Source organism: Luedemannella flava (assembly GCF_039528515.1).
Lineage (GTDB): Bacteria > Actinomycetota > Actinomycetes > Mycobacteriales > Micromonosporaceae > Luedemannella > Luedemannella flava.
Genome location: NZ_BAAALT010000020.1, coordinates 1 through 17,837 on the forward strand (window position 1 = coordinate 1; position 17,837 = coordinate 17,837).

17 protein-coding genes are annotated in these 17,837 nt (G+C 71.3%); 4 read left to right on the plus strand and 13 right to left on the minus strand.

Translation table 11 applies throughout. The features are described 5' to 3' along the window. The first annotated feature begins 204 nt into the window (after positions 1 to 204). On the plus strand, positions 205 to 651 hold the full coding sequence (locus tag ABD211_RS04700; protein ID WP_344126573.1) for a Fur family transcriptional regulator: 447 nt from the start codon (positions 205 to 207) through the stop codon (positions 649 to 651). Between the two features lie 77 nt (positions 652 to 728). Beyond that, a complete protein-coding gene (locus ABD211_RS04705; protein ID WP_344126575.1) occupies positions 729 to 1,688 on the plus strand; it encodes an endonuclease/exonuclease/phosphatase family protein in 960 nt (319 codons plus the stop codon). A 21-nt stretch (positions 1,689 to 1,709) separates the two neighbouring features. Here ABD211_RS04705 and cimA read toward each other — a convergent pair whose 3' ends face one another. Further along, positions 1,710 to 3,317: a citramalate synthase gene (gene cimA / locus ABD211_RS04710; RefSeq protein WP_344126577.1), complete on the minus strand. Its 1,608-nt coding sequence runs from the start codon at positions 3,315 to 3,317 to the stop codon at positions 1,710 to 1,712. Between the two features lie 291 nt (positions 3,318 to 3,608). Here cimA and ABD211_RS04715 point away from each other — a divergent pair, with 291 nt between their 5' ends. Together ABD211_RS04715 and ABD211_RS04720 are read left to right on the plus strand one after the other, a co-directional pair. Beyond that, on the plus strand, positions 3,609 to 4,130 hold the full coding sequence (locus ABD211_RS04715; RefSeq protein ID WP_344126579.1) for a ribosome maturation factor RimM: 522 nt from the start codon (positions 3,609 to 3,611) through the stop codon (positions 4,128 to 4,130). 79 nt (positions 4,131 to 4,209) lie between these two features. Beyond that, entirely contained in the window at positions 4,210 to 4,818 is a 609-nt protein-coding gene (locus ABD211_RS04720; RefSeq protein ID WP_344126581.1) for a gluconokinase, read from the plus strand. Here ABD211_RS04720 and ABD211_RS04725 read toward each other — a convergent pair. The 12 genes from ABD211_RS04725 to ilvN all read right to left on the minus strand — a co-directional run bounded on the left by ABD211_RS04725 (position 4,802) and on the right by ilvN (position 17,830). Then, entirely contained in the window at positions 4,802 to 5,899 is a 1,098-nt protein-coding gene (locus tag ABD211_RS04725; protein ID WP_344126583.1) for a branched-chain amino acid aminotransferase, read from the minus strand. The genes ABD211_RS04720 and ABD211_RS04725 overlap by 17 nt on opposite strands. Positions 5,900 to 6,097: 198 nt before the next feature. Next, a complete protein-coding gene (locus ABD211_RS04730) occupies positions 6,098 to 7,132 on the minus strand; it encodes a 3-isopropylmalate dehydrogenase (RefSeq protein ID WP_344126715.1) in 1,035 nt (344 codons plus the stop codon). 139 nt (positions 7,133 to 7,271) lie between these two features. Next, positions 7,272 to 8,021 carry a collagen-like domain-containing protein gene (locus ABD211_RS04735; protein ID WP_344126585.1) on the minus strand — a complete coding sequence of 250 codons (750 nt, stop codon included), beginning with the start codon at positions 8,019 to 8,021 and terminating at the stop codon, positions 7,272 to 7,274. A 381-nt stretch (positions 8,022 to 8,402) separates the two neighbouring features. Beyond that, complete coding sequence (locus ABD211_RS04740; protein ID WP_344126586.1) at positions 8,403 to 9,179, minus strand: 3-ketoacyl-ACP reductase; 777 nt, start codon at positions 9,177 to 9,179, stop codon at positions 8,403 to 8,405. After that, positions 9,176 to 10,570 carry a hypothetical protein gene (locus ABD211_RS04745; protein WP_344126588.1) on the minus strand — a complete coding sequence of 465 codons (1,395 nt, stop codon included), beginning with the start codon at positions 10,568 to 10,570 and terminating at the stop codon, positions 9,176 to 9,178. Before ABD211_RS04745 ends, ABD211_RS04740 begins: the two co-directional genes overlap by 4 nt. Before the next feature lie 134 nt (positions 10,571 to 10,704). Then, complete coding sequence (gene serA / locus ABD211_RS04750; protein ID WP_344126590.1) at positions 10,705 to 12,297, minus strand: phosphoglycerate dehydrogenase; 1,593 nt, start codon at positions 12,295 to 12,297, stop codon at positions 10,705 to 10,707. A 575-nt stretch (positions 12,298 to 12,872) separates the two neighbouring features. Then, positions 12,873 to 13,502, minus strand: a complete 630-nt coding sequence (locus ABD211_RS04755) for a DUF4360 domain-containing protein (RefSeq protein ID WP_344126592.1) — start codon at positions 13,500 to 13,502, stop codon at positions 12,873 to 12,875. Then, entirely contained in the window at positions 13,499 to 14,128 is a 630-nt protein-coding gene (locus ABD211_RS04760; RefSeq protein ID WP_344126594.1) for a DUF4360 domain-containing protein, read from the minus strand. The genes ABD211_RS04755 and ABD211_RS04760 overlap by 4 nt, the downstream gene beginning before the upstream one ends. Before the next feature lie 95 nt (positions 14,129 to 14,223). Next, positions 14,224 to 15,378 (minus strand): hypothetical protein, encoded by a 1,155-nt coding sequence (locus tag ABD211_RS04765; protein WP_344126596.1) that lies wholly within the window; start codon positions 15,376 to 15,378, stop codon positions 14,224 to 14,226. After that, the gene (locus ABD211_RS04770) at positions 15,378 to 15,875 is read right to left on the minus strand and encodes a SigE family RNA polymerase sigma factor (RefSeq protein WP_344126598.1); all 498 of its coding nucleotides are present in this window, start codon (positions 15,873 to 15,875) and stop codon (positions 15,378 to 15,380) included. Before ABD211_RS04770 ends, ABD211_RS04765 begins: the two co-directional genes overlap by 1 nt. A 334-nt stretch (positions 15,876 to 16,209) precedes the next feature. After that, positions 16,210 to 17,223: a ketol-acid reductoisomerase gene (gene ilvC, locus ABD211_RS04775; RefSeq protein ID WP_344126599.1), complete on the minus strand. Its 1,014-nt coding sequence runs from the start codon at positions 17,221 to 17,223 to the stop codon at positions 16,210 to 16,212. A gap of 91 nt (positions 17,224 to 17,314) precedes the next feature. After that, positions 17,315 to 17,830: an acetolactate synthase small subunit gene (ilvN, locus tag ABD211_RS04780; protein ID WP_344126601.1), complete on the minus strand. Its 516-nt coding sequence runs from the start codon at positions 17,828 to 17,830 to the stop codon at positions 17,315 to 17,317. Between the last annotated feature and the right edge of the window lie 7 nt (positions 17,831 to 17,837).

Genomic DNA, 17,837 nt, shown 5'->3' on the forward strand with positions numbered 1-17,837 from the left:
CGCGGTCCGCGCCCGCCTGCGCCGCCGCCGCTGAGGGCGCCGCGCCCCGTCGGACGCCCGGCACGCGTGCGGCGCGGCTCCTGCTCGCCGTTGAGGCGGCGGGCGATCCGGCCGCTACACTCGACAACATTCACCGCCTGGGTGCGCAGGTGCTCCCCCACCTGCGCACCTGGTGTCCCGCCCGCGCAGCGTTGGGAGCGTGCCGTGACGCAGACGTCCGCGCCGGGCGCGAGCCGCAACACCCGCCAGCGCGGTCGGATCCTCGCGCTGCTGGAGGCGACCGACGAGTTCCGCACCGCCCAGCAACTGCACGCCGACCTACGCTCGCGCGGCGACCAGGTGGGCCTGACCACCGTCTACCGCACCCTGCAGGCGCTGTCCGAGGCCGGCGAGGTCGACAGCATGCGCACCACCAGCGGCGAGCAGCTGTTCCGCCGGTGCGGCCGGTCGCACCACCACCACCTGGTCTGCCGCCGGTGCAACGCCACCATCGAGGTCGAGGGACCCACGGTCGAGCGGTGGGCCGCGCAGCTGGCCCAGCGGCACGGGTTCACCGAGGTCAGCCACACCCTCGACGTCTTCGGCACCTGCCCGCGCTGCGCCCGCCGCGCCGGCGACGCAACGTTGCGCGGCACCGCAGCCGTGTCCTAGACGTGGTGACCACGAACCTGGAGACCGCAGCGCACGACGAAGCCGCACCGCAGCCGCGACGGGGCCGAAGGCCCGTCGTGACCGCGTTCGTGTGGGCGTGCGTGGCGCCGACCGCGCTGTGGGCGCTCGTGCGGGTGGCCGGCTGGGAGCGGGGCGGGCTCGGGCTCCAGCTCATCGCCTTCACGCCCTACGTCGCGGCGGGCGCCGTCGCGGTGGCCGCGCTCGCCGCCGCGACGCGACGGTGGTGGGCCGCGCTCGCGGCCGCCGTCGCGACGATCGCGCTCGCGTGCTGCGTACTGCCCCGGTGTGTGGCCGACGCGGACGCCGCGCGGCCCGCGGCGCCCGGCCCCGACGTGGTGTTCATGTCGGCGAACGTGCTCGCCGGCGGGGCCGACGCGACGCAGCTCGTCGACCTGGTGCGCGACCGGAGGGTGGACGTGCTGGCGCTGCAGGAGTTCACGCCGGGGGCCCAGCGCCGGCTGGCCGCCGCCGGGCTCGACGCGCTGCTCGCCTACCGGCACACCGACGGCGCGGCCGAGGGGGTCGGCGGGTCGGGGCTGTACTCGCGCTATCCGCTGAGCGCGACCGGCGTGCGGGTGAACCCGGGCAGGTTCCGGCAGGCCTACGCGACCGTGGCCGTGCCGGGGGCGCGGCCCGTGCTCGTCGAGTCGGTGCACCCCGTGCCGCCGAACCTGGGCCCGGGCTCGGACCTGCTGCTGGACGGGCTCGACGGGCAGCCGGTCGCCACCCCGGACGGGCCGGTGCGCGTGCTCATCGGCGACTTCAACGCCACGCTCGACCACGCGGCGCTGCGGCGCCTGATCGACACCGGGTACCGGGACGCGGCGGCCACCGTGGGCGACGGCCTCACCCCCACCTGGCCGTACTACGGCGAGCGGGTGCCCGTGACGCCCAAGGTGACCATCGACCACGTGCTCGCCGACCGGCGGATCGGGGTGCGCGGCTTCGCCGCCGTCACGGTGCGCCGCACCGACCACCGGGCGCTCGTCGCGACCCTCGCGCTGCCCGGGCCCTGAGCCGGGCCCGGGCGGCCGGGGTCAGCCGACGGGCTGGGTGAGGGCCACACCGTAGGTGAGCGCGTCGACCAGGGCGTGCCAGCTCGCCTCGACGACGTTCTCGTGCACGCCGACCGTCGTCCAGTCGCGACCGTCGGAGTCGACGGTCTCGACGAGGACGCGGGTGATGGCGCCCGTGCCGTGCGAGCCCTCCAGGATGCGCACCTTGTAGTCGGACAGCTCGAAGCCGCCGATGCGCACGTAGTGCCGCGACAGGGCCTGGCGCAACGCCATGTCCAGGGCGTTGACCGGGCCGTTGCCCTCGGCCGTCGCGATCACCCGCTCGCCCCGCACGCGGACCTTCACGGTGGCCTCGGAGACGACCGCGCCGTCCTCCCGGTGCTCCACGATCACCCGGTACGACTCGAGCGAGAACGGCACCGGGGTCTCCCCCAGCTCGGAGCGCACGAGCAGCTCGAAGGACGCGTCGGCGGCCTCGAACGACCAGCCCTCCGCCTCCAGCTGCTTGACCTTGTTGGTCACCCGCGCGGCCGTCTCGGGGTGGCCGGCCAGGTCGACGCCGAGCTCGCGGGACTTGAGCTCGATGCTGGCCCGGCCGGCCATCTCCGTGATGAGGATCTTCATGTCGTTGCCCACGACCGCAGGGTCGATGTGGTTGTAGAGCACGGGATCCACTTTGATCGCGCTCGCGTGCAGACCCGCCTTGTGGGCGAAGGCCGCGGCCCCCACGTAGGCCTGGTGGGTGTCGGGGGCGAGATTGGCGATCTCGGCGATGGCGTGGGAGACCCGCACCATCTTCTCCAGGCCGCCCTCCGGTAGGACCGGCAGCCCGAGCTTGAGTTGGAGGTTGGCCACGGTCGCGAACAGGTCCGCGTTGCCGGGCCGCTCGCCGTAGCCGTTGGCGGTGCACTGGAAGTGGCGCACGCCCGCCTCGACCGCGGCGATCGTGTTCGCCACCGCGCAGGAGGTGTCGTTCTGGCAGTGGATGCCCAGCCGGACGACGGCCTCCTCGGGGGTGACGCCGAGCAGCACCGCGAGGCGCTGCGCGACCTCGCCGACCGCCCGGGTGACCATCGACGGGAGCATGCCGCCGTTCGTGTCGCACATGACGGCGACCTCGGCGCCCGCCTCCAGCGCGGTCGCGGCGACCGACGCGGTGTACTTCGCGTCGAAGCGGAAACCGTCGAAGAAGTGCTCGCAGTCGAGGAAGACCCGGCGGCCCTCGGCGACGAAGAAGCTGACCGTGTCGCGGACCATCGCGAGGTTCTCGTCCAGCGTGGTGCGCAGCGCCCGCTCGACGTGGCGCACGTCGGACTTGGCGACCAGGCACACGGCCGGCGTCTCGGCCTCCAGCAGCGCCCGGACCTGGGCGTCGTCCTTCACGTGGACGCCGGCCTTGCGGGTGGAGCCGAACGCCACCAGCTGCGCGTTGCGCAGCTTCAGCTCGGTGCGGGCACGGGCGAAGAACTCCGTGTCCTTGGGCATCGCGCCCGGCCAGCCGCCCTCGATGAAGGTGACGCCGAACTCGTCGAGCAGGCGCGCCACGGCGAGCTTGTCGACGACCGAGTACGAGATGCCCTCGCGCTGTGCCCCGTCGCGAAGGCTGGTATCGAAGACCTGGTACGTCATAGGACGGATCCTTTCAGTGGCGTGTCCAGCGCTCACCCGGCTCACAAAAAAGACCCCTCGCGGATGCGAGAGGTCTGCGCGCGCAGGTGGGGCGGTCTGCGCGCGCTATTCGATAATGAGCAGGTTTGCGGGTCGTGCCACGCCGAACACCCTTGCATACCTGACCGTGACGGAGAAGCTCCGTTCCGCATGTCGGGAACGAAACTTCGCGCCAGGGAGGATTGCGGCACGCGGAGGACGGGTACGCCTCTGATAGACCGATGACGCAACGATGCGAAAGGGAGGTGCCTCGTGTACCCGACTCAGCAGCCGGAGCCGCGCGACCCGCAGACCGCCGACCAGTGGCCGACGCCGAACCCGGCGGCGGACAACACGTTCCGGACCCCCGAACCGACCGCCGATGACGTCTACGCCCCGCCCACGCGCGGCTTCGACGCCACCCGTGCGTTCGACCCGTGGAACTTCCGGCCGGACAGTGGCCTGCCCAGCGCCCAGGACATCATCGGCTACCACGTGGAGGCCACCGACGGTCGGTGCGGCAAGGTGGAGGAGGTGCACGGCGCGGCCAACGGCAGCTTCCTGGTCGTTGACACCGGCCCGTGGATCTTCGGCCACAAGGCCATGCTGCCCGCCGGCGTGGTGACCAACGTGGACCACGTGGACAGGAATGTCTACGTCGACCGCACCAAGGACGAGATCAAGAACTCGCCCGAGGTGGAGCCCGGCAACTACACCGATGCCGCGCACCGGGAGAAGGTGGAGGGTTACTACGCCACCTACTACGGGTTCCCGCCCGGCGGTACGGTCCGGTAACGGAACGCACCGTACCCGTGGTCAGGTGGGGTCCCCGCGGCGCGCGAGCGTCGCGGGGACCTCGCATGTCCGTACCCTGATGGTTGGGCGACAGGAGGGCATCGGCATGACGGGCGGCATCGTGGTCGTGATGGGGGTGTCCGGCAGCGGCAAGACCACCATCGGCGAGCGGCTCGGCGCGGCGTGCGGAGTGCACTTCGGCGACGCCGACCGCCTGCACCCGCCCGCCAACGTGGCCAAGATGGCCGCCGGCACCCCGCTCACCGACGAGGACCGGTGGCCCTGGCTGCACGCCGTCCTGGCCTGGATGAACGACCACGCCGACCGGACGCCGCGCACCGAACTGGGCGTCGAACTGGGCGTGGCCGCCGTCGTCGGCTGCTCGGCCCTCAAGCGCAAGTACCGCGACCTGCTGCGGACCGCCTCGTGCCCGGTGCGGTTCGCCTACCTGAAGGGCGACCGCCGCACCCTGGCCACGCGCCTGCACCGCCGGCAGGGCCACTTCTTCCCCGAGCAACTGCTCGCCGCGCAGCTCGCCGACCTGGAGGAACCCGCGCCGGACGAGAACCCGGTCGTCGTGTCGATCGGAGCCAGACCCGACGCCGTGGTGGAACAGATCGTCGCCGGCCTGCGCGACGCGGCGCGGCCCGTCGACCCGCGCCGCGCACGACCTACAGGATCCGCTTGACCCAGCCGTACGGGTCCTCGGCGCTGCCGCGCTGGATGGCGACCAGCCGCTCGCGCAGCCCCATGGTCACCGGACCGGGCTGACCCCCGCCGATGGTGAACGCGTAGCCGCGCGACCTGACCGCGCCGACCGGCGTGATCACCGCCGCCGTGCCGCAGGCGAACGTCTCGACGACCCGGCCGCTCGCGGCACCCTCGCGCCATTCGTCGACGCTCACCGGCCGCTCCTCGACCGGCCGGCCCCCGGCCCGGGCCAGCGTGAGCACCGAGTCGCGGGTGATGCCCGGCAGGATCGTGCCGGTCAGCGGTGGCGTGACCAGCGTGCCGTCGTCGAGCACGAAGAAGATGTTCATGCCGCCGAGCTCGTCGATGTACCTCTGCTCGACCGTGTCGAGGAAGACCACCTGGTCGCAGCCCTGCTCGATGGCCTCGGCCTGGGCCACCAGGCTCGCGGCGTAGTTGCCGCCGCACTTGGCCGCCCCCGTGCCGCCCGGCGCCGCCCGCGTGTACTCGGCGGAGATCCACATGGTGGCGGGCTTCACCCCGCCCGTGAAGTAGGCGCCCACCGGGGACGCGACGAGGCAGTACAGGTACTCGTTGGCGGGTCGCACGCCGAGGAACACCTCGCTGGCGAACATGAACGGGCGCAGGTAGAGGCTGCCCTCGGGGTCGGTGGGCACCCAGTCACGGTCCACTGTGACCAGTTCGCTGATGGAACCGAGGAACAGCTCGTCGGGCAGGTGCGGCATGGCCAGCCGGGTGGCCGAGTCGCGGAACCGGCGCGCGTTCGCGTCGGCCCGGAACGTGGTCACGCCGCCGTCGGCGGTCCGGTAGGCCTTGAGACCCTCGAAGATCTCCTGCGCGTAGTGCAGCACCGCCGCCGCCGGGTCCAGCGGGATCGGGGCGCGCGGCTCGACGCGGGCGTCGTACCAGCCCTTGGTGTCGGCGTACCGGATGGTCACCATGTGGTCGGTGAAGACCCGGCCGAAGCCCGGGTTGGCCATGAGCGCGGCGCGCTCGACGGCCGGTACCGGCTGCGACGCCGGACGAATCTCGAAATCGAGGTGGTCACCACCAGCCATCGCTTGCCTCCAAGAGGACTCAGGTATGTGGAATGCCCCGTGCCTGCAACCTACCCGAACGAGCGTTCAGCCGACAGGATGGGGGCGGAAAAGCAAAAGCAGTCCGCCGCCCGGTCAGGCGGCGGACTGCTTGCCGTCTGATCTAGGCGGAGGCGGTCTTGCCGCCTTCCACCTTCGCCAAAAAGACGGCTCAGGCTGTCAGGCGGCGGAGGCGTGGGCCGCCAGGCGGTCGCCGACCTCATCGGTGCGCAGGGCCTGCCCCGGAGTACGGGAGGACAGCTCCACGGCTACGGCGTGCTCGACCCGGCGGGCCTGCTCGGGGTGGCCGAGGTGGTCCAGCAGGAGCGCGACCGACAGGACGGCCGCCACCGGGTCCGCTACGCCCTGGCCCGCGATGTCCGGGGCCGAGCCGTGTACGGGTTCGAACATCGACGGGAAGTCGCGCTCGGGGTTGATGCACCCGCTCGCGGCGAGCCCGATGCCACCGGTCACGGCGGCCGCGATGTCCGTGAGGATGTCGCCGAAGAGGTTGTCGGTGACGATGACGTCGTAGCGCTGCGGCTGGGTCACGAGGAACATGGCCGCCGCGTCGACGTGCTGGTAGTCGGTGGCGATGTCCGGGAACTCCCGGGCCACCTCGGCGAAGGTGCGGGCCCACAGGCCGCCCGCGTGGGTGAGCACGTTGGTCTTGTGGACCATCGTGACCTTGCGCCGCTCGCGCTTGCCCGCGCGGGCGAAGGCGTCGCGGATGACGCGCTCGACGCCGTGGCGGGTGTTGAGGCTCTCCTCCGTGGCGACCTCGGCGGGCGTGTTGGTGTGCATCGTGCCGCCGGCGCCCGCGTACAGGCCCTCGGTGCCCTCGCGGACCACCACGAAGTCGATCTCGCCGGGCTTCACGCTGCCCAGCGGGCCGGAGGTGCCGGGCCACAGCCGGGACGGGCGGAGGTTCACGTACTGCTGGAACGCGAAGCGGAGCTTGAGCAGCAGGCCGCGCTCGAGCACGCCCGGCGGGACGCTCGGGTCGCCCACCGCGCCGAGCAGGATGCCGTCGTACCCGGCCAGCTCCTGCAGGACCGACTCGGGCAGCACCTCGCCGGTGCGGTGGTACCGCGCCGCGCCGAGGTCGTACTCGGTAGCCTCAATCCCGGGCAGCACCGCGTCGAGCACCTTGCGGCCCTGCGCCACCACCTCGGAGCCGATCCCGTCACCCGGCACCAGCGCGATCCTCGCCACCGTCACGTCACTGTCCTCCTCGACACACGTTCCTACGAACGTTAAGAGGCCATCCTACGTCGCGGTACACCGGTCCCAGGATCCGGACATGCCACGACGGGCGCCGAGCCCTCGGCACCCGTCGTGACCAGCGAAAACATCAGGCCTTGAAGCAGACCGCGAACGGCGAGACCCTCGGCGTCCCGCTGACGCGACGCAGCTCGAACAGCCACGTACGGTTGGCCTCGTCCGACTGGTCGCGGCGGGACGTGAACTGGTCCACCCCGCCACCCGAGACGGTGTAGCTACCGCCCAGGACAACCTCGCCCGCGGCGCACTGGACCCTCACGATGGCCGAGAAGCCCGTGATCGTGACGGCCGGACCGGCCGTCCTCACGACGTTGGTGGGGCCGGCGGGACCGACCGGGCCAGCGGGACCAGCCGGGCCCTGCGGGCCGGTGGCACCCTTCGCGCCCGGGGCGCCGGTGGCGCCGATCGGGCCCTGCGGGCCGGCGGGGCCGGCTTCGCCCCGCGGACCAGCGGCACCCGTGGCACCCTGAGGACCCGCGGGACCCTGCGCGCCGGTCGCACCCTGCGCGCCAGTCGCGCCAGTCGCGCCAGTCGCCCCGGTCGCGCCGGTCGCACCAGTAGCCCCGGTCTTGCCGATGGGGCCCTGCGCGCCGGTCTTGCCCGTGGCGCCGGTCTGGCCCTTCACGTTCCAGCGCAGCAGGGTCTCGCCCTTGGCGCACTTGGCCTTCGAGTCGATGACACGCAGCGCGCCGGTCTTGGTGTTGCGGCAGCCCGAGATGGTGCCGTCGGAGCCGGGCACGCTGGCGAAGGCGGCCGTGCCGAACAGAGCGCCGGTCACGCCGATGGCGGCGACGGCGGCGAGACGCTTCTTGGTGAGCATGGCGGTTCCCCTTCGATCCAGTGCGACAAACGGAGTCGATCGACGCAGCCGTCGGAGGAGGTGCCCAGCGTGGTGCACGCACGGTGGGTAACCCCGACGGTCCGTCTCGATCGGGTCTAGTGCCACATCCGTGTTGCACCTGACGAGAACTGCTGCGGCTGCTACCAGATGTGCCGCTGTTCAGTTCGGGGATGACAATAACCCGACAGAAACGGCCACCAAAAGCTTCTTGAGGGACTCTTGACGACCGTTTCTCTCAGTAGTCGGCCCGATCACAGAGAGCGCACCTTGCACCCGCCGGTGGAGCCCGTGATCCGCTACTCCTGCGCATGGTCGGGGCGCCCGCCGCCTTCCCCTTCGGCGGGCGCCCCGACCGAGCCTCTACAGGGCGCGCAGGTGGAACCCGCCGTCCACGTCGATAACCTGGCCGGTGCTGAACGGCAGCAGGCCGCTGGCCACGGCGACCACGGCCGCGCCCACGTCGGCGGGCTTGCCCCAGCGGCGGATGGGCGTGATGCCCTCGTCGTGGATCAGCCGGTCGTACTTCCCGGTGACGGCGCCGGTCATGTCGGTCGCCACGATGCCGGGCCGGATCTCGTACACGTTGATGCCGTGCTCGGCGAGTCGGGCGGCGTACAGCGTGGTCATCATCGCCAGGCCGGCCTTGGCGACGCAGTAGTCGCCCCGGTTCACGCTCGCCGTGTAGGCGCTGATCGACGAGATCGTGACGATGCGCGGCGACGTGACGACCCCCGCCCCGATCTGGGCGATCATGCGGTTGGCGACGAGCTGGGTCAGGAAGTACGGGCCCTTGAGGTTGATGGCGATGAGCCGGTCGAACGACTCCTCCCCCGCCTCCAGCAGGTCGGCGCGCACGTTGGGCGCCACGCCCGCGTTGTTCACGAGCAGGTCCAGCCGCCCGAACGCCGCGTAGGTCTCCCCGACCAGCCGCTCCCGGTCGGCCGCCGACGACACGTCGGCCCGCACCAGCGCCGCGCGCCCGCCGGCCGCCTCAATCGCCTCTCCGACCTCCTTGGCGGCATCCGCGTTGGACGCGTAGTTCACGACGACGTCGTGCCCAGCCGCGGCCAGAGCAAGCGCGATTCCGCGCCCGATCCCCCGCGAGGCCCCCGTGACAAGAGCGACCGGCCTCGTCATGCCCGCACCTCCGCGGGCCCGAAGAACGTGTAGTACTGGCCGTCCTTGGCCACCCGGCCGAGGTAGAGGGCCAGCTCGCGGGCGTGGTAGTCGCCCCACATGCTCGACTCCCCGTTGGGCACCGACTGGCCCTCGTGGACCTGGTCCCAGCCGTTGGGGCGGTGGTAGACCGAGTGCAGGAGCAGGCCCTGGTGGGCCGGGTCGGTGCTCAGGTACGGCTCGGCGAGCAGCGTGTCCGACACGGTCAACCCGGCCTGCCAGTAACGCCGACCCGCCTCCGCGTCGCCGTGCCCGCTCAGGTAGCGCCCGAGGCGCAGCAGGCCCTGCGCGCCGATGGCCGCGGCCGACGAGTCGACCGGCTCGTGCGCGTTGTAGGGCTCGGCCGGGCGGTCGAGGTAGTCGCCGAGGTGGACCAGACCGGGCGCGCCCGTGTCCCAGTACGGGATGCCGTCGACCGGGGTGTGCTCGAGGTAGAAGTCGCAGGTGGCCCGCGCGGCGCGCAGGAACAGGGCGGTCACCTCGTCCCGCCCGCCGAACGGGGACAGCTCGGCGTCGTCGAGGATGTCGAGGAACTCCAGCTGCTCCGGGTAGCCCACCATCGCCCACGCGAGACCCCGCGTCCACGTGGTGAACGGCGAGTAGCCCTGCTGCGTACTCGGGGCTCTGAAGTTTCCGTCGTTGACGTTGAACAGCGCCTCATGCACGGTGCGCCCGTTGAGGTCGTAGCTGTCGCGGCCCTCGCCGTAGTAGATGTTCCACTTCGCGGTCGAGCGGGCGTGCTCGATCAGGCGGCCGAGCAGCGAGATCCGCTGGTCCTGCTCGCCCATGAGCACGTGCCCGAGCAGGTGCGACACGGACAGGGCGCGGCAGGAGCGGATGGTGTCGACGAACAGTGACTGCGGCCCGTTGAACGAGTAGATGTAGCCGTGGCCGGCCGCGGTGGTGCGCCAGCGCGACGCCTGCACGGCGCCGGTGATCTTCAGGGCCAGCTCGTAGAAGTCGCGCTCGCGGGCATCGTCGGCGATGCGGCCCTCGCGCTGCAGGCGCCACAGGTTGCCGTACGTGCTGACGTTGTTGAAGCCGTGGTCGTGCACGCCGATGTGGCTGACGTGGCTGGCCATCGCGGTGACGGTGCGGTCGCGGCCCATGGTCAGGAAGCGCTCGTCGTCGGTCGCGTCGAACTGCAGGACGGCCGAGCCGTACTGGAAGCCCTGGGTCCACTCGGTCCAGCCGCGCGCCGTGTACCGACCGTCGACAGTGAACACCGGCGCGGCGGTGCCCGGCGGACAACTCTCGTCGATCGATTCGATCTTGCTGGCCGACAGCTGCCACATGTGGTCGATCTTGGGCAGCAGGTCGGCCGCGGTGAGGTCGTCGTTGATGTGCAGCATCGCGGCGGGTCTCTCCTTGCGGCGGCCGTGGAGGGAAGCTGGAAAGCGCTTACCTACGCACCCTACGCCATCCCACCCCCGACACGACAGAGGCGGTGACGGTCCGGGGACCGCCACCGCCTCGACGTACCGGGTCAGTCCGTCAGGTCGACCGTCGAGGACGCCGTCGCGCCGATCGCGGCGGCCGCCTTGGCCAGCGTGTCCGCGTCCACCGGCGAGTCGACCGTGAGGATCATCAGCGCCTCGCCGCCCGCCTCGCGGCGCGCCACCTGCATCGCGGCGATGTTGACGCCCAGCTCGCCCAGGATCGAGCCGACCACGCCGACCACGCCCGGCCGGTCGACGTACCGGAAGAACAGCAGGTGCCCGTCCGCGACGAGGTCGATGTCGTACCCGTCCAGCTCGGTCAGCTTGCGCACCTCGCGCAGGCCCGGCACATACGTGCCCGACACCGAGATGAGCCGACCGGTCGGCTTGGCGCCGCGCACCGTCACCAGGTTCACGTGGTCGGTGGCCTCCGTCGAGGAGACCAGCTCCAGCTCCACGCCCCGGTCGGCGGCCAGGTGCGGCGCGTTGACGTAGGTGACCTGCTCGGCCACCACGGGCGCGAACAGGCCCTTGGCCGCGGCCAGCTTGAGCACGCTGACGTCGTTGTTGGCCACCTCGCCGCGCACCTCGACGGTGACGCTCGCCGCGACGCCGCCGGCCAGCGCGGTGAACACCCGACCCAGCTTCTCCGCGAGCGGCAGCAGCGGCCGGACGTCCTCGGCGACCAGGCCGCCCGTCTGCACGTTCACCGCGTCGGGCACGAACTCGCCCTGCAGCGCGAGCTGCACGCTCCTGGCGACGGCCAGGCCGGCCTTGTCCTGCGCCTCGTGGGTGGAGGCGCCGAGGTGCGGCACGGCCACCACGTTGTCGAACGCGAACAGGGGCGAGTCGGTGCACGGCTCCTTGGCGAACACGTCGAGCCCGACACCGCCGACCCGGCCCTCGGCCAACGCCTCGGCCAACGCCGCCTCGTCGATGAGCCCGCCGCGCGCGGCGTTGACGATGCGTACGCTCGGCTTGACGAGCTGCAGCTCCTTGGCGCCGATGAGGCCGACGGTCTCGGGCGTCTTCGGCAGATGGATCGAGATGAAGTCGCTCTCCCGCAGCAGCTCCTCCAGCCCCACGAGGCGGATGCCGAGCTGCGCCGCGCGGGCCGGCTGCACGTAGGGGTCGTAGGCGACCAGCCGGGTGCCGAAGGCGGCCATGCGCTGGGCGAACAGCACGCCGATGCGGCCGAGGCCGACCACACCGACGGTCTTGCCCTGGATCTCCACGCCGGTGAACTTGGACCGCTTCCACTGCCCGGACTTGAGCGAGGCGCTCGCCGTGGCGGTGTGCCGGGCGGTCGCGAGCAGCAGCGCGATCGCCTGCTCGGCGGCCGAGACGATGTTGGAGGTGGGCGCGTTGACCACCATGACGCCCCGGGCGGTGGACGCCGCCACGTCGACGTTGTCGAGGCCGACGCCGGCGCGCGCGACGACCTTGAGCCGGCCGCCGGCCGCGATGGCCTCGGCGTCGATCTGGGTGGCGCTGCGCACGATCACGGCGTCGGCGTCGGCGAGCGCGGCCAGCAGGGCGGGCCGGTCGGTGCCGTCGACGTGGCGCACGTCGAAGTCGTGCGCGAGCACGTCGAGCGCGGCGGGGGCGAGTTCTTCAGCGATGAGGACGACAGCAGGCATGCTTCCTCGCGGTGGCTCAGCGAAACGCGGGCGTATGGGTGGACGAACGGGAACGCCACGTCGCGCTCCGCATTGGCTGCCGCCGATCGTAAGCGCTTTCTGCCCCGCACCGGAGTCCCAGCCCACACCGCCACGCATGCAAAAACCAGACAAACATCACATAGTACGCCGCTGGCGGGTCGGAAGCCGCGGCGGGCGGCCCGCTCCGACAGGTCCCCGGTCGAGCCGAGCTGGACCGTCAACCCGTCCCGCTCGACGATGGCCGGCAGCCCGAGCGTCCGCGTCTGCCTCGACATCGCCCGCCGAACGGCGGCGGGCGCCGGCGGCCAGACCCGACGCGGTGCGTCACCCTCCGGCGGCGCGCTCGTCGACTCGGCCTGGGCCCACCCGCGTAACTCCACCGCCGGTGGCACCACGCCGCCTGCCGTAGGAGCAAGCCGACATTTGGACCGTCACGCAGGTAATTACGCGCTGAGTTCCAGGCGTAACGGTCCACACGTCGCTACTCCGGCCTCGCCAGATGTGCACGGTGGGCGGGTGCCCGGCACAGGTGCACATCTGGCGAGGCCGAATGGTCACCTGGTCGGGCACGCCTTCCAGGTCAGGTTGTACTTCGTGCTGAACTCGACGTCCGAGGAGTCCATGTTCAGGAAGCTGGGGTTACGCAGGTCGGACTGGCCCCCGTACACCCGCAGCTCGGTGTTGATGTTGATGTTGCGCTGGACGCCGCACGGGCGGTAGACCCGTTCCATGATCGGGATCTCGTCGCGGACCTGCCAGTCGTCGTCCATCGGGCCGAAGAACCGCCGACCGCTGCGCTGCGTGGAGCCCTGCCCCTGGAAGTAGTAGGCGGCCTGGTGCAGGCCCGCCGCCCCCCGCTCCAGATGGCCGAAGCCGCGGTAGTCCACGGACGCGACCGCGAAGGTCAGCCCGTTGGGTACGTGCACGTTCAGGTTCAGCTGGCAGTTGCGGCGGAACTCGACCGGCCCCGCGCCCGCCCCGACCCGCGCGGAGTAGTGGCTGTAGGTGACCGTCATGGCCGTGTTGTCCGGCGACATCGCCACCGCCGTGGTCCCGATCGGACAGCCGGAGCCGTTCGCGGTCACCACGTCGATCACGATGCGGTTTCCCGGCGCCGCGCCGGCCGTGGCCGGCATCAGCAGCGACAGGGCCACGCCCGCGAGGGCCGCGACGCGGCGCCTCATCGGCCGCACCGCTTCCAGGTCAGGTGGTAGACGGTGCTGATGGCGGTGTCGGTGGAGTCCATCGTGAGGAAGCTCGCCTGCCGGGGGCTCGAGCTGCCCCGGTTGACCCGCAGTTCGGTGTTGATGTTCAGGTTGCGCTGCACGCCGCAGGGCCGGTAGACGCGCTCGGCGATCCCGGCCTGGTCCCTGATCTGCCAGTTGCGGTCCATCGGGCCGCGGAACGGCGTGGCGAGGCGCTGGTTGAGCGGCTGGCCCTGGAAGTAGTAGTTCGCCTCGTGCCGGCCGCTCGCGCCGCGCGCCAGGTGACCGAAGCCGCGGTAGTCGACCGACATGACCGCGAAGGTCAGCCCGTTGGGTACGTGCACGTTCAGGTTCAGCTGACAGTTGCGACGGAAGGCGAACGGGTCCGACCCGGCGCCGGTCTGCGCGATGTAGCGGCTGTACGTGACGGTGAAGGCGGTGTTGTCCGGCGACATGGCCACGGCCGTGGTCCCGATGGGACAGCCGGAGCCGTTCGCGGTCACCACGTCGATGATGATGCGGTTGCGGGGCGGCGCCGCGTACGCGGCGGTAGTGAACATCATCGACGCGGCCAGCGCGCCGCCGATCATCGAGAGCTTGAACATGGCGCTCCCTCGGTAGATTTCAGACCTTTTGTCCGAATTTCTCGGTTCAACCGAACCTTTTCCGAAGGGTTACGCGCCACGCGCGGCGACACGGCTCAGCGCGTACCCGACCACCCCCGGTACGCGGGCGGCCCGATCACCAGCTTGTCCGCGAGCCGCACCGCCTCGGACGAGGCACGCCCACCGATCTGCAACCACGAGCCGTCCGCCAACTGGACCGTCACGTAACCGTCGTCCGTCAGGACCCCCCGCCGACCCCGTACGGTCGTCGGCTGCTGGTCGACCATCACGGCCGGCTTCGTCGAGCTGAGCAACGCGCGCACGCCGGGATCGTCACCGTCGATGTCGTTATTGAAGATGTCGATCACCTGCGCCCACTCCGCGCCCATAACCGTCGAGATCAGCTCCATCGGGAGGCCCCTGGCCCGCTCCGGCAGCCACCCGAAACTCATGCCGACCTCGACGCCCGACCGCTGCGCGGCCACCACAGACGCAGCCACCCGCGCCGCCGCCTCGGACCCGCCGGCCGCGACCGAGACGGAGACCCTGACCAGCGAACCGTTCAGCACCCAGCTCAGTTCCGCCAGGTCAGGCCCGCCGGGCTCGCTGCGGTACGCGGGTTGGCCGTTGACCGTGGCATTCGCCTCGCCCCCCAGCACGCGCGGATCGCTGACGGGCCCCTGCGTGGCCGGAACGTCCGCCCGCTGGGGATCCAGAGTTCTGGGCAGGGTGACCGCGATCGACACGAACCTCGTGGCCGCCAGCCGCTTGGCCCTTTCATCCATATCGCCGCTCGTTTCCTGGGCGATGTTCTGGTACTCCTGATCGGCCCAGGACTGCAACTGCCGGGGATCGCCACCCGTGCGGGCGAGCCGCTCGAACTCGGCGACACCGGCGGGCAGCCAGGTGGGCTGCACCAACAGCGGCGCCCAGGTGTTCCCGGCGGCGGGCGAGGGGTCCGGCCCGATGGACGGCGCCACTGAGACCGGCGAGGGTTCCGGCCCGGTCGACGGGACCGCCGGCCCCGGCCCCGGTCCCGCGTCGGTGCCCGGACGCAGTACGAAGAAGGCGGGCACACCTGCCGCCGCCGCGCCGACAGTCGCGCCGCCGATGGTGAGCAACGCGCGGCGCTGACGGTGGACCCGGATCCGCCCGGTCAGGCCCTGGACCACCCGGTCCGGCGCGGGTGCCTGATGGGCGATGCGCTCAAGGGCCGCGAAGATCTCGTCGTGCTCGCTTCGCTCGGTCATCAGTACCTCCCGTGCGCGGTCGAAGCGGACATGGCGGTCCGCAGGGTGGCCAGAGCCCGCGAGGCGTGTGCGCGCACGGTGCCCTCCCGGCATCCCAGGTACTCGGCGATCTCGGCGTCCGTCCGCCCGTCGTAGTAGCGCAAGGCGACGACGGCGCGCTGCTTCGGTGGCAGCGAGGCGATGCGGCGGACGAGGTCGTCGCGCACGCCGTAGGCGCCCGCGTGGTCGGGCAGGTGCGGGGACGCGGCGTCCAACGAATCATGGGTCAGCGGGACGGTCCGGCGGGTTCGCCGTCGGGACCGCAGGCACTCGTTGACCACCATGCGTTTGAGGTACGCCTCGGGATGCTCCATCGCGACAATGCGCTGCCAGCGGCCGTGCGCGCGGACCAGGACGTCCTGGACGACGTCCTCGGCCAGGTGCGCGTCGCACGCCACGACCATCGCGAAGCGCAGTAACGCGGACACCCGCGTCCTGAGGTACTCGTCGAATGTCATCCATCCCCCCACGCCCGTTACCGCTACAACCCGCGACGCCACGGATCTGTTGAGTCGGGCGCGGACATTTTCGTGGAGAAACGCCACACGTCGAGACCACTCGCGGCGGGCAGCGCGCCACCTATGCACGGTTGGCGGCCGTCGAGCCCGCCAGATGCCCACGTCGACATCGCAGGGACCGTGCCATCCCGCCAGAAGCGCACATGTGACGAAGCGGGACGCGGCCTTGGCGGCCACGTGTGCACATCAGGCGCGGGGCAGCAGCGGGGCGGAGACAGCTGTGCCGGGGCGACCAGCATGGTCGCCCCGGCACAGGCTGGGAAGCTCGGACGGGTCAGGCCGTCTCGGTGATCGGGCGGTCGACCCAGCTCATCATGGCGCGCAGCTTCTTGCCGGTCTCCTCGATCGGGTGCGCGGCACCCTCCTCGCGGAACTTGGTGAAGTTCGGGCGGCCGCCCTCGTCCTCGGCGATGAGCTCCCGGGCGAAGTCGCCGTTCTGGATCTCGCTGAGGATCTTGCGCATCTCGTCCTTGACCGCCGCGTTGATGACGCGCGGGCCACGGGTGTAGTCGCCGTACTCGGCGGTGTCGGAGACGCTGTAGCGCATCCGGGCGATGCCGCCCTCGTACATCAGGTCCACGATCAGCTTGAGCTCGTGCAGGCACTCGAAGTACGCGACCTCGGGGGCGTAGCCGGCCTCGGTGAGCACCTCGAAGCCGGTCTGCACCAGCGCGGAGGCGCCGCCGCAGAGGACGGCCTGCTCGCCGAAGAGGTCGGTCTCCGTCTCCTCCTTGAACGTGGTCTTGATGACGCCGGCGCGGGTGCCGCCGATACCCTTCGCGTACGACAGGGCCAGGGCGAGCGCGCCGCCCGTGGCGTCCTGCTCGACGGCGACGAGCGCGGGGACGCCCTTGCCGTCGACGAACTGGCGACGGACCAGGTGGCCCGGGCCCTTCGGGGCGACCATGCAGACGTCGACGTCGGCCGGCGGCTCGATGAGCCCGTACCGGATGTTGAGGCCGTGGCCGAAGAAGAGCGCCTTGCCCGCGGACAGGTTGGGGGCGATCTCGTCGGCGTAGACGCGACGCTGCACCGTGTCGGGCGCGAGGATCATGATGACGTCCGCCCAGGCGGCGACCTCGGCCGGCGTGCCGACCTCCAGACCCTGCTCGGCGACCTTCGGGCGGCTCTTCGAGCCCTCGGGCAGGCCGATGCGCACCTCGACACCGGAGTCGCGCAGGCTCAGCGAGTGCGCGTGGCCCTGGCTGCCGTACCCGATGACCGCGACCTTGCGGCCCTGGATGATCGACAGGTCGGCGTCATCGTCGTAGAACATTTCCACAGCCATCCGCTGGCTTCCTTTCGGGTAACTCCGCTTGCTTGAAACTGTCTTCCAGGACCCGGGCGGGCCGGTGGCCGGCTCCGCCCGGGTCCAGTTGTCAGGACGCCGCGCGCAGCACCGGCGCGGTGATCGAACGGGCGCCGCGGCCGATCGCGACCAGGCCCGACTGCACCATCTCCTTGATGCCGTACGGCTCGAGGTCGCGCAGGAGCGCGTCCAGCTTCTCCGGCGTACCCGTGGCCTCGATGATGAGGGCGTCCGGCGATACGTCGACGACGCGGGCACGGAAGAGCGAGACGGTCTCCAGCACCTGGGACCGTATCGCGCGGTCGGCGCGAACCTTGACAAGGAGCAGCTCGCGTTGCACCGCGGCGGCCGGCTCCAGCTCGACGATCTTGAGGACGTTCACCAGCTTGTTGAGCTGCTTGGTGACCTGCTCCAGCGGCGACTCGTCGGCGTTGACCACGATGGTGATGCGCGAGACCTCGGGGTGCTCCGTCTCCCCGACCGCCAGCGAGTCGATGTTGAACCCACGGCGGGAGAAGAGACCGGCCACTCGTGCCAGTACTCCCGGCTTGTTCTCCACGAGAACGGAAAGGGTGTGCTTGGTCATCTCGGTT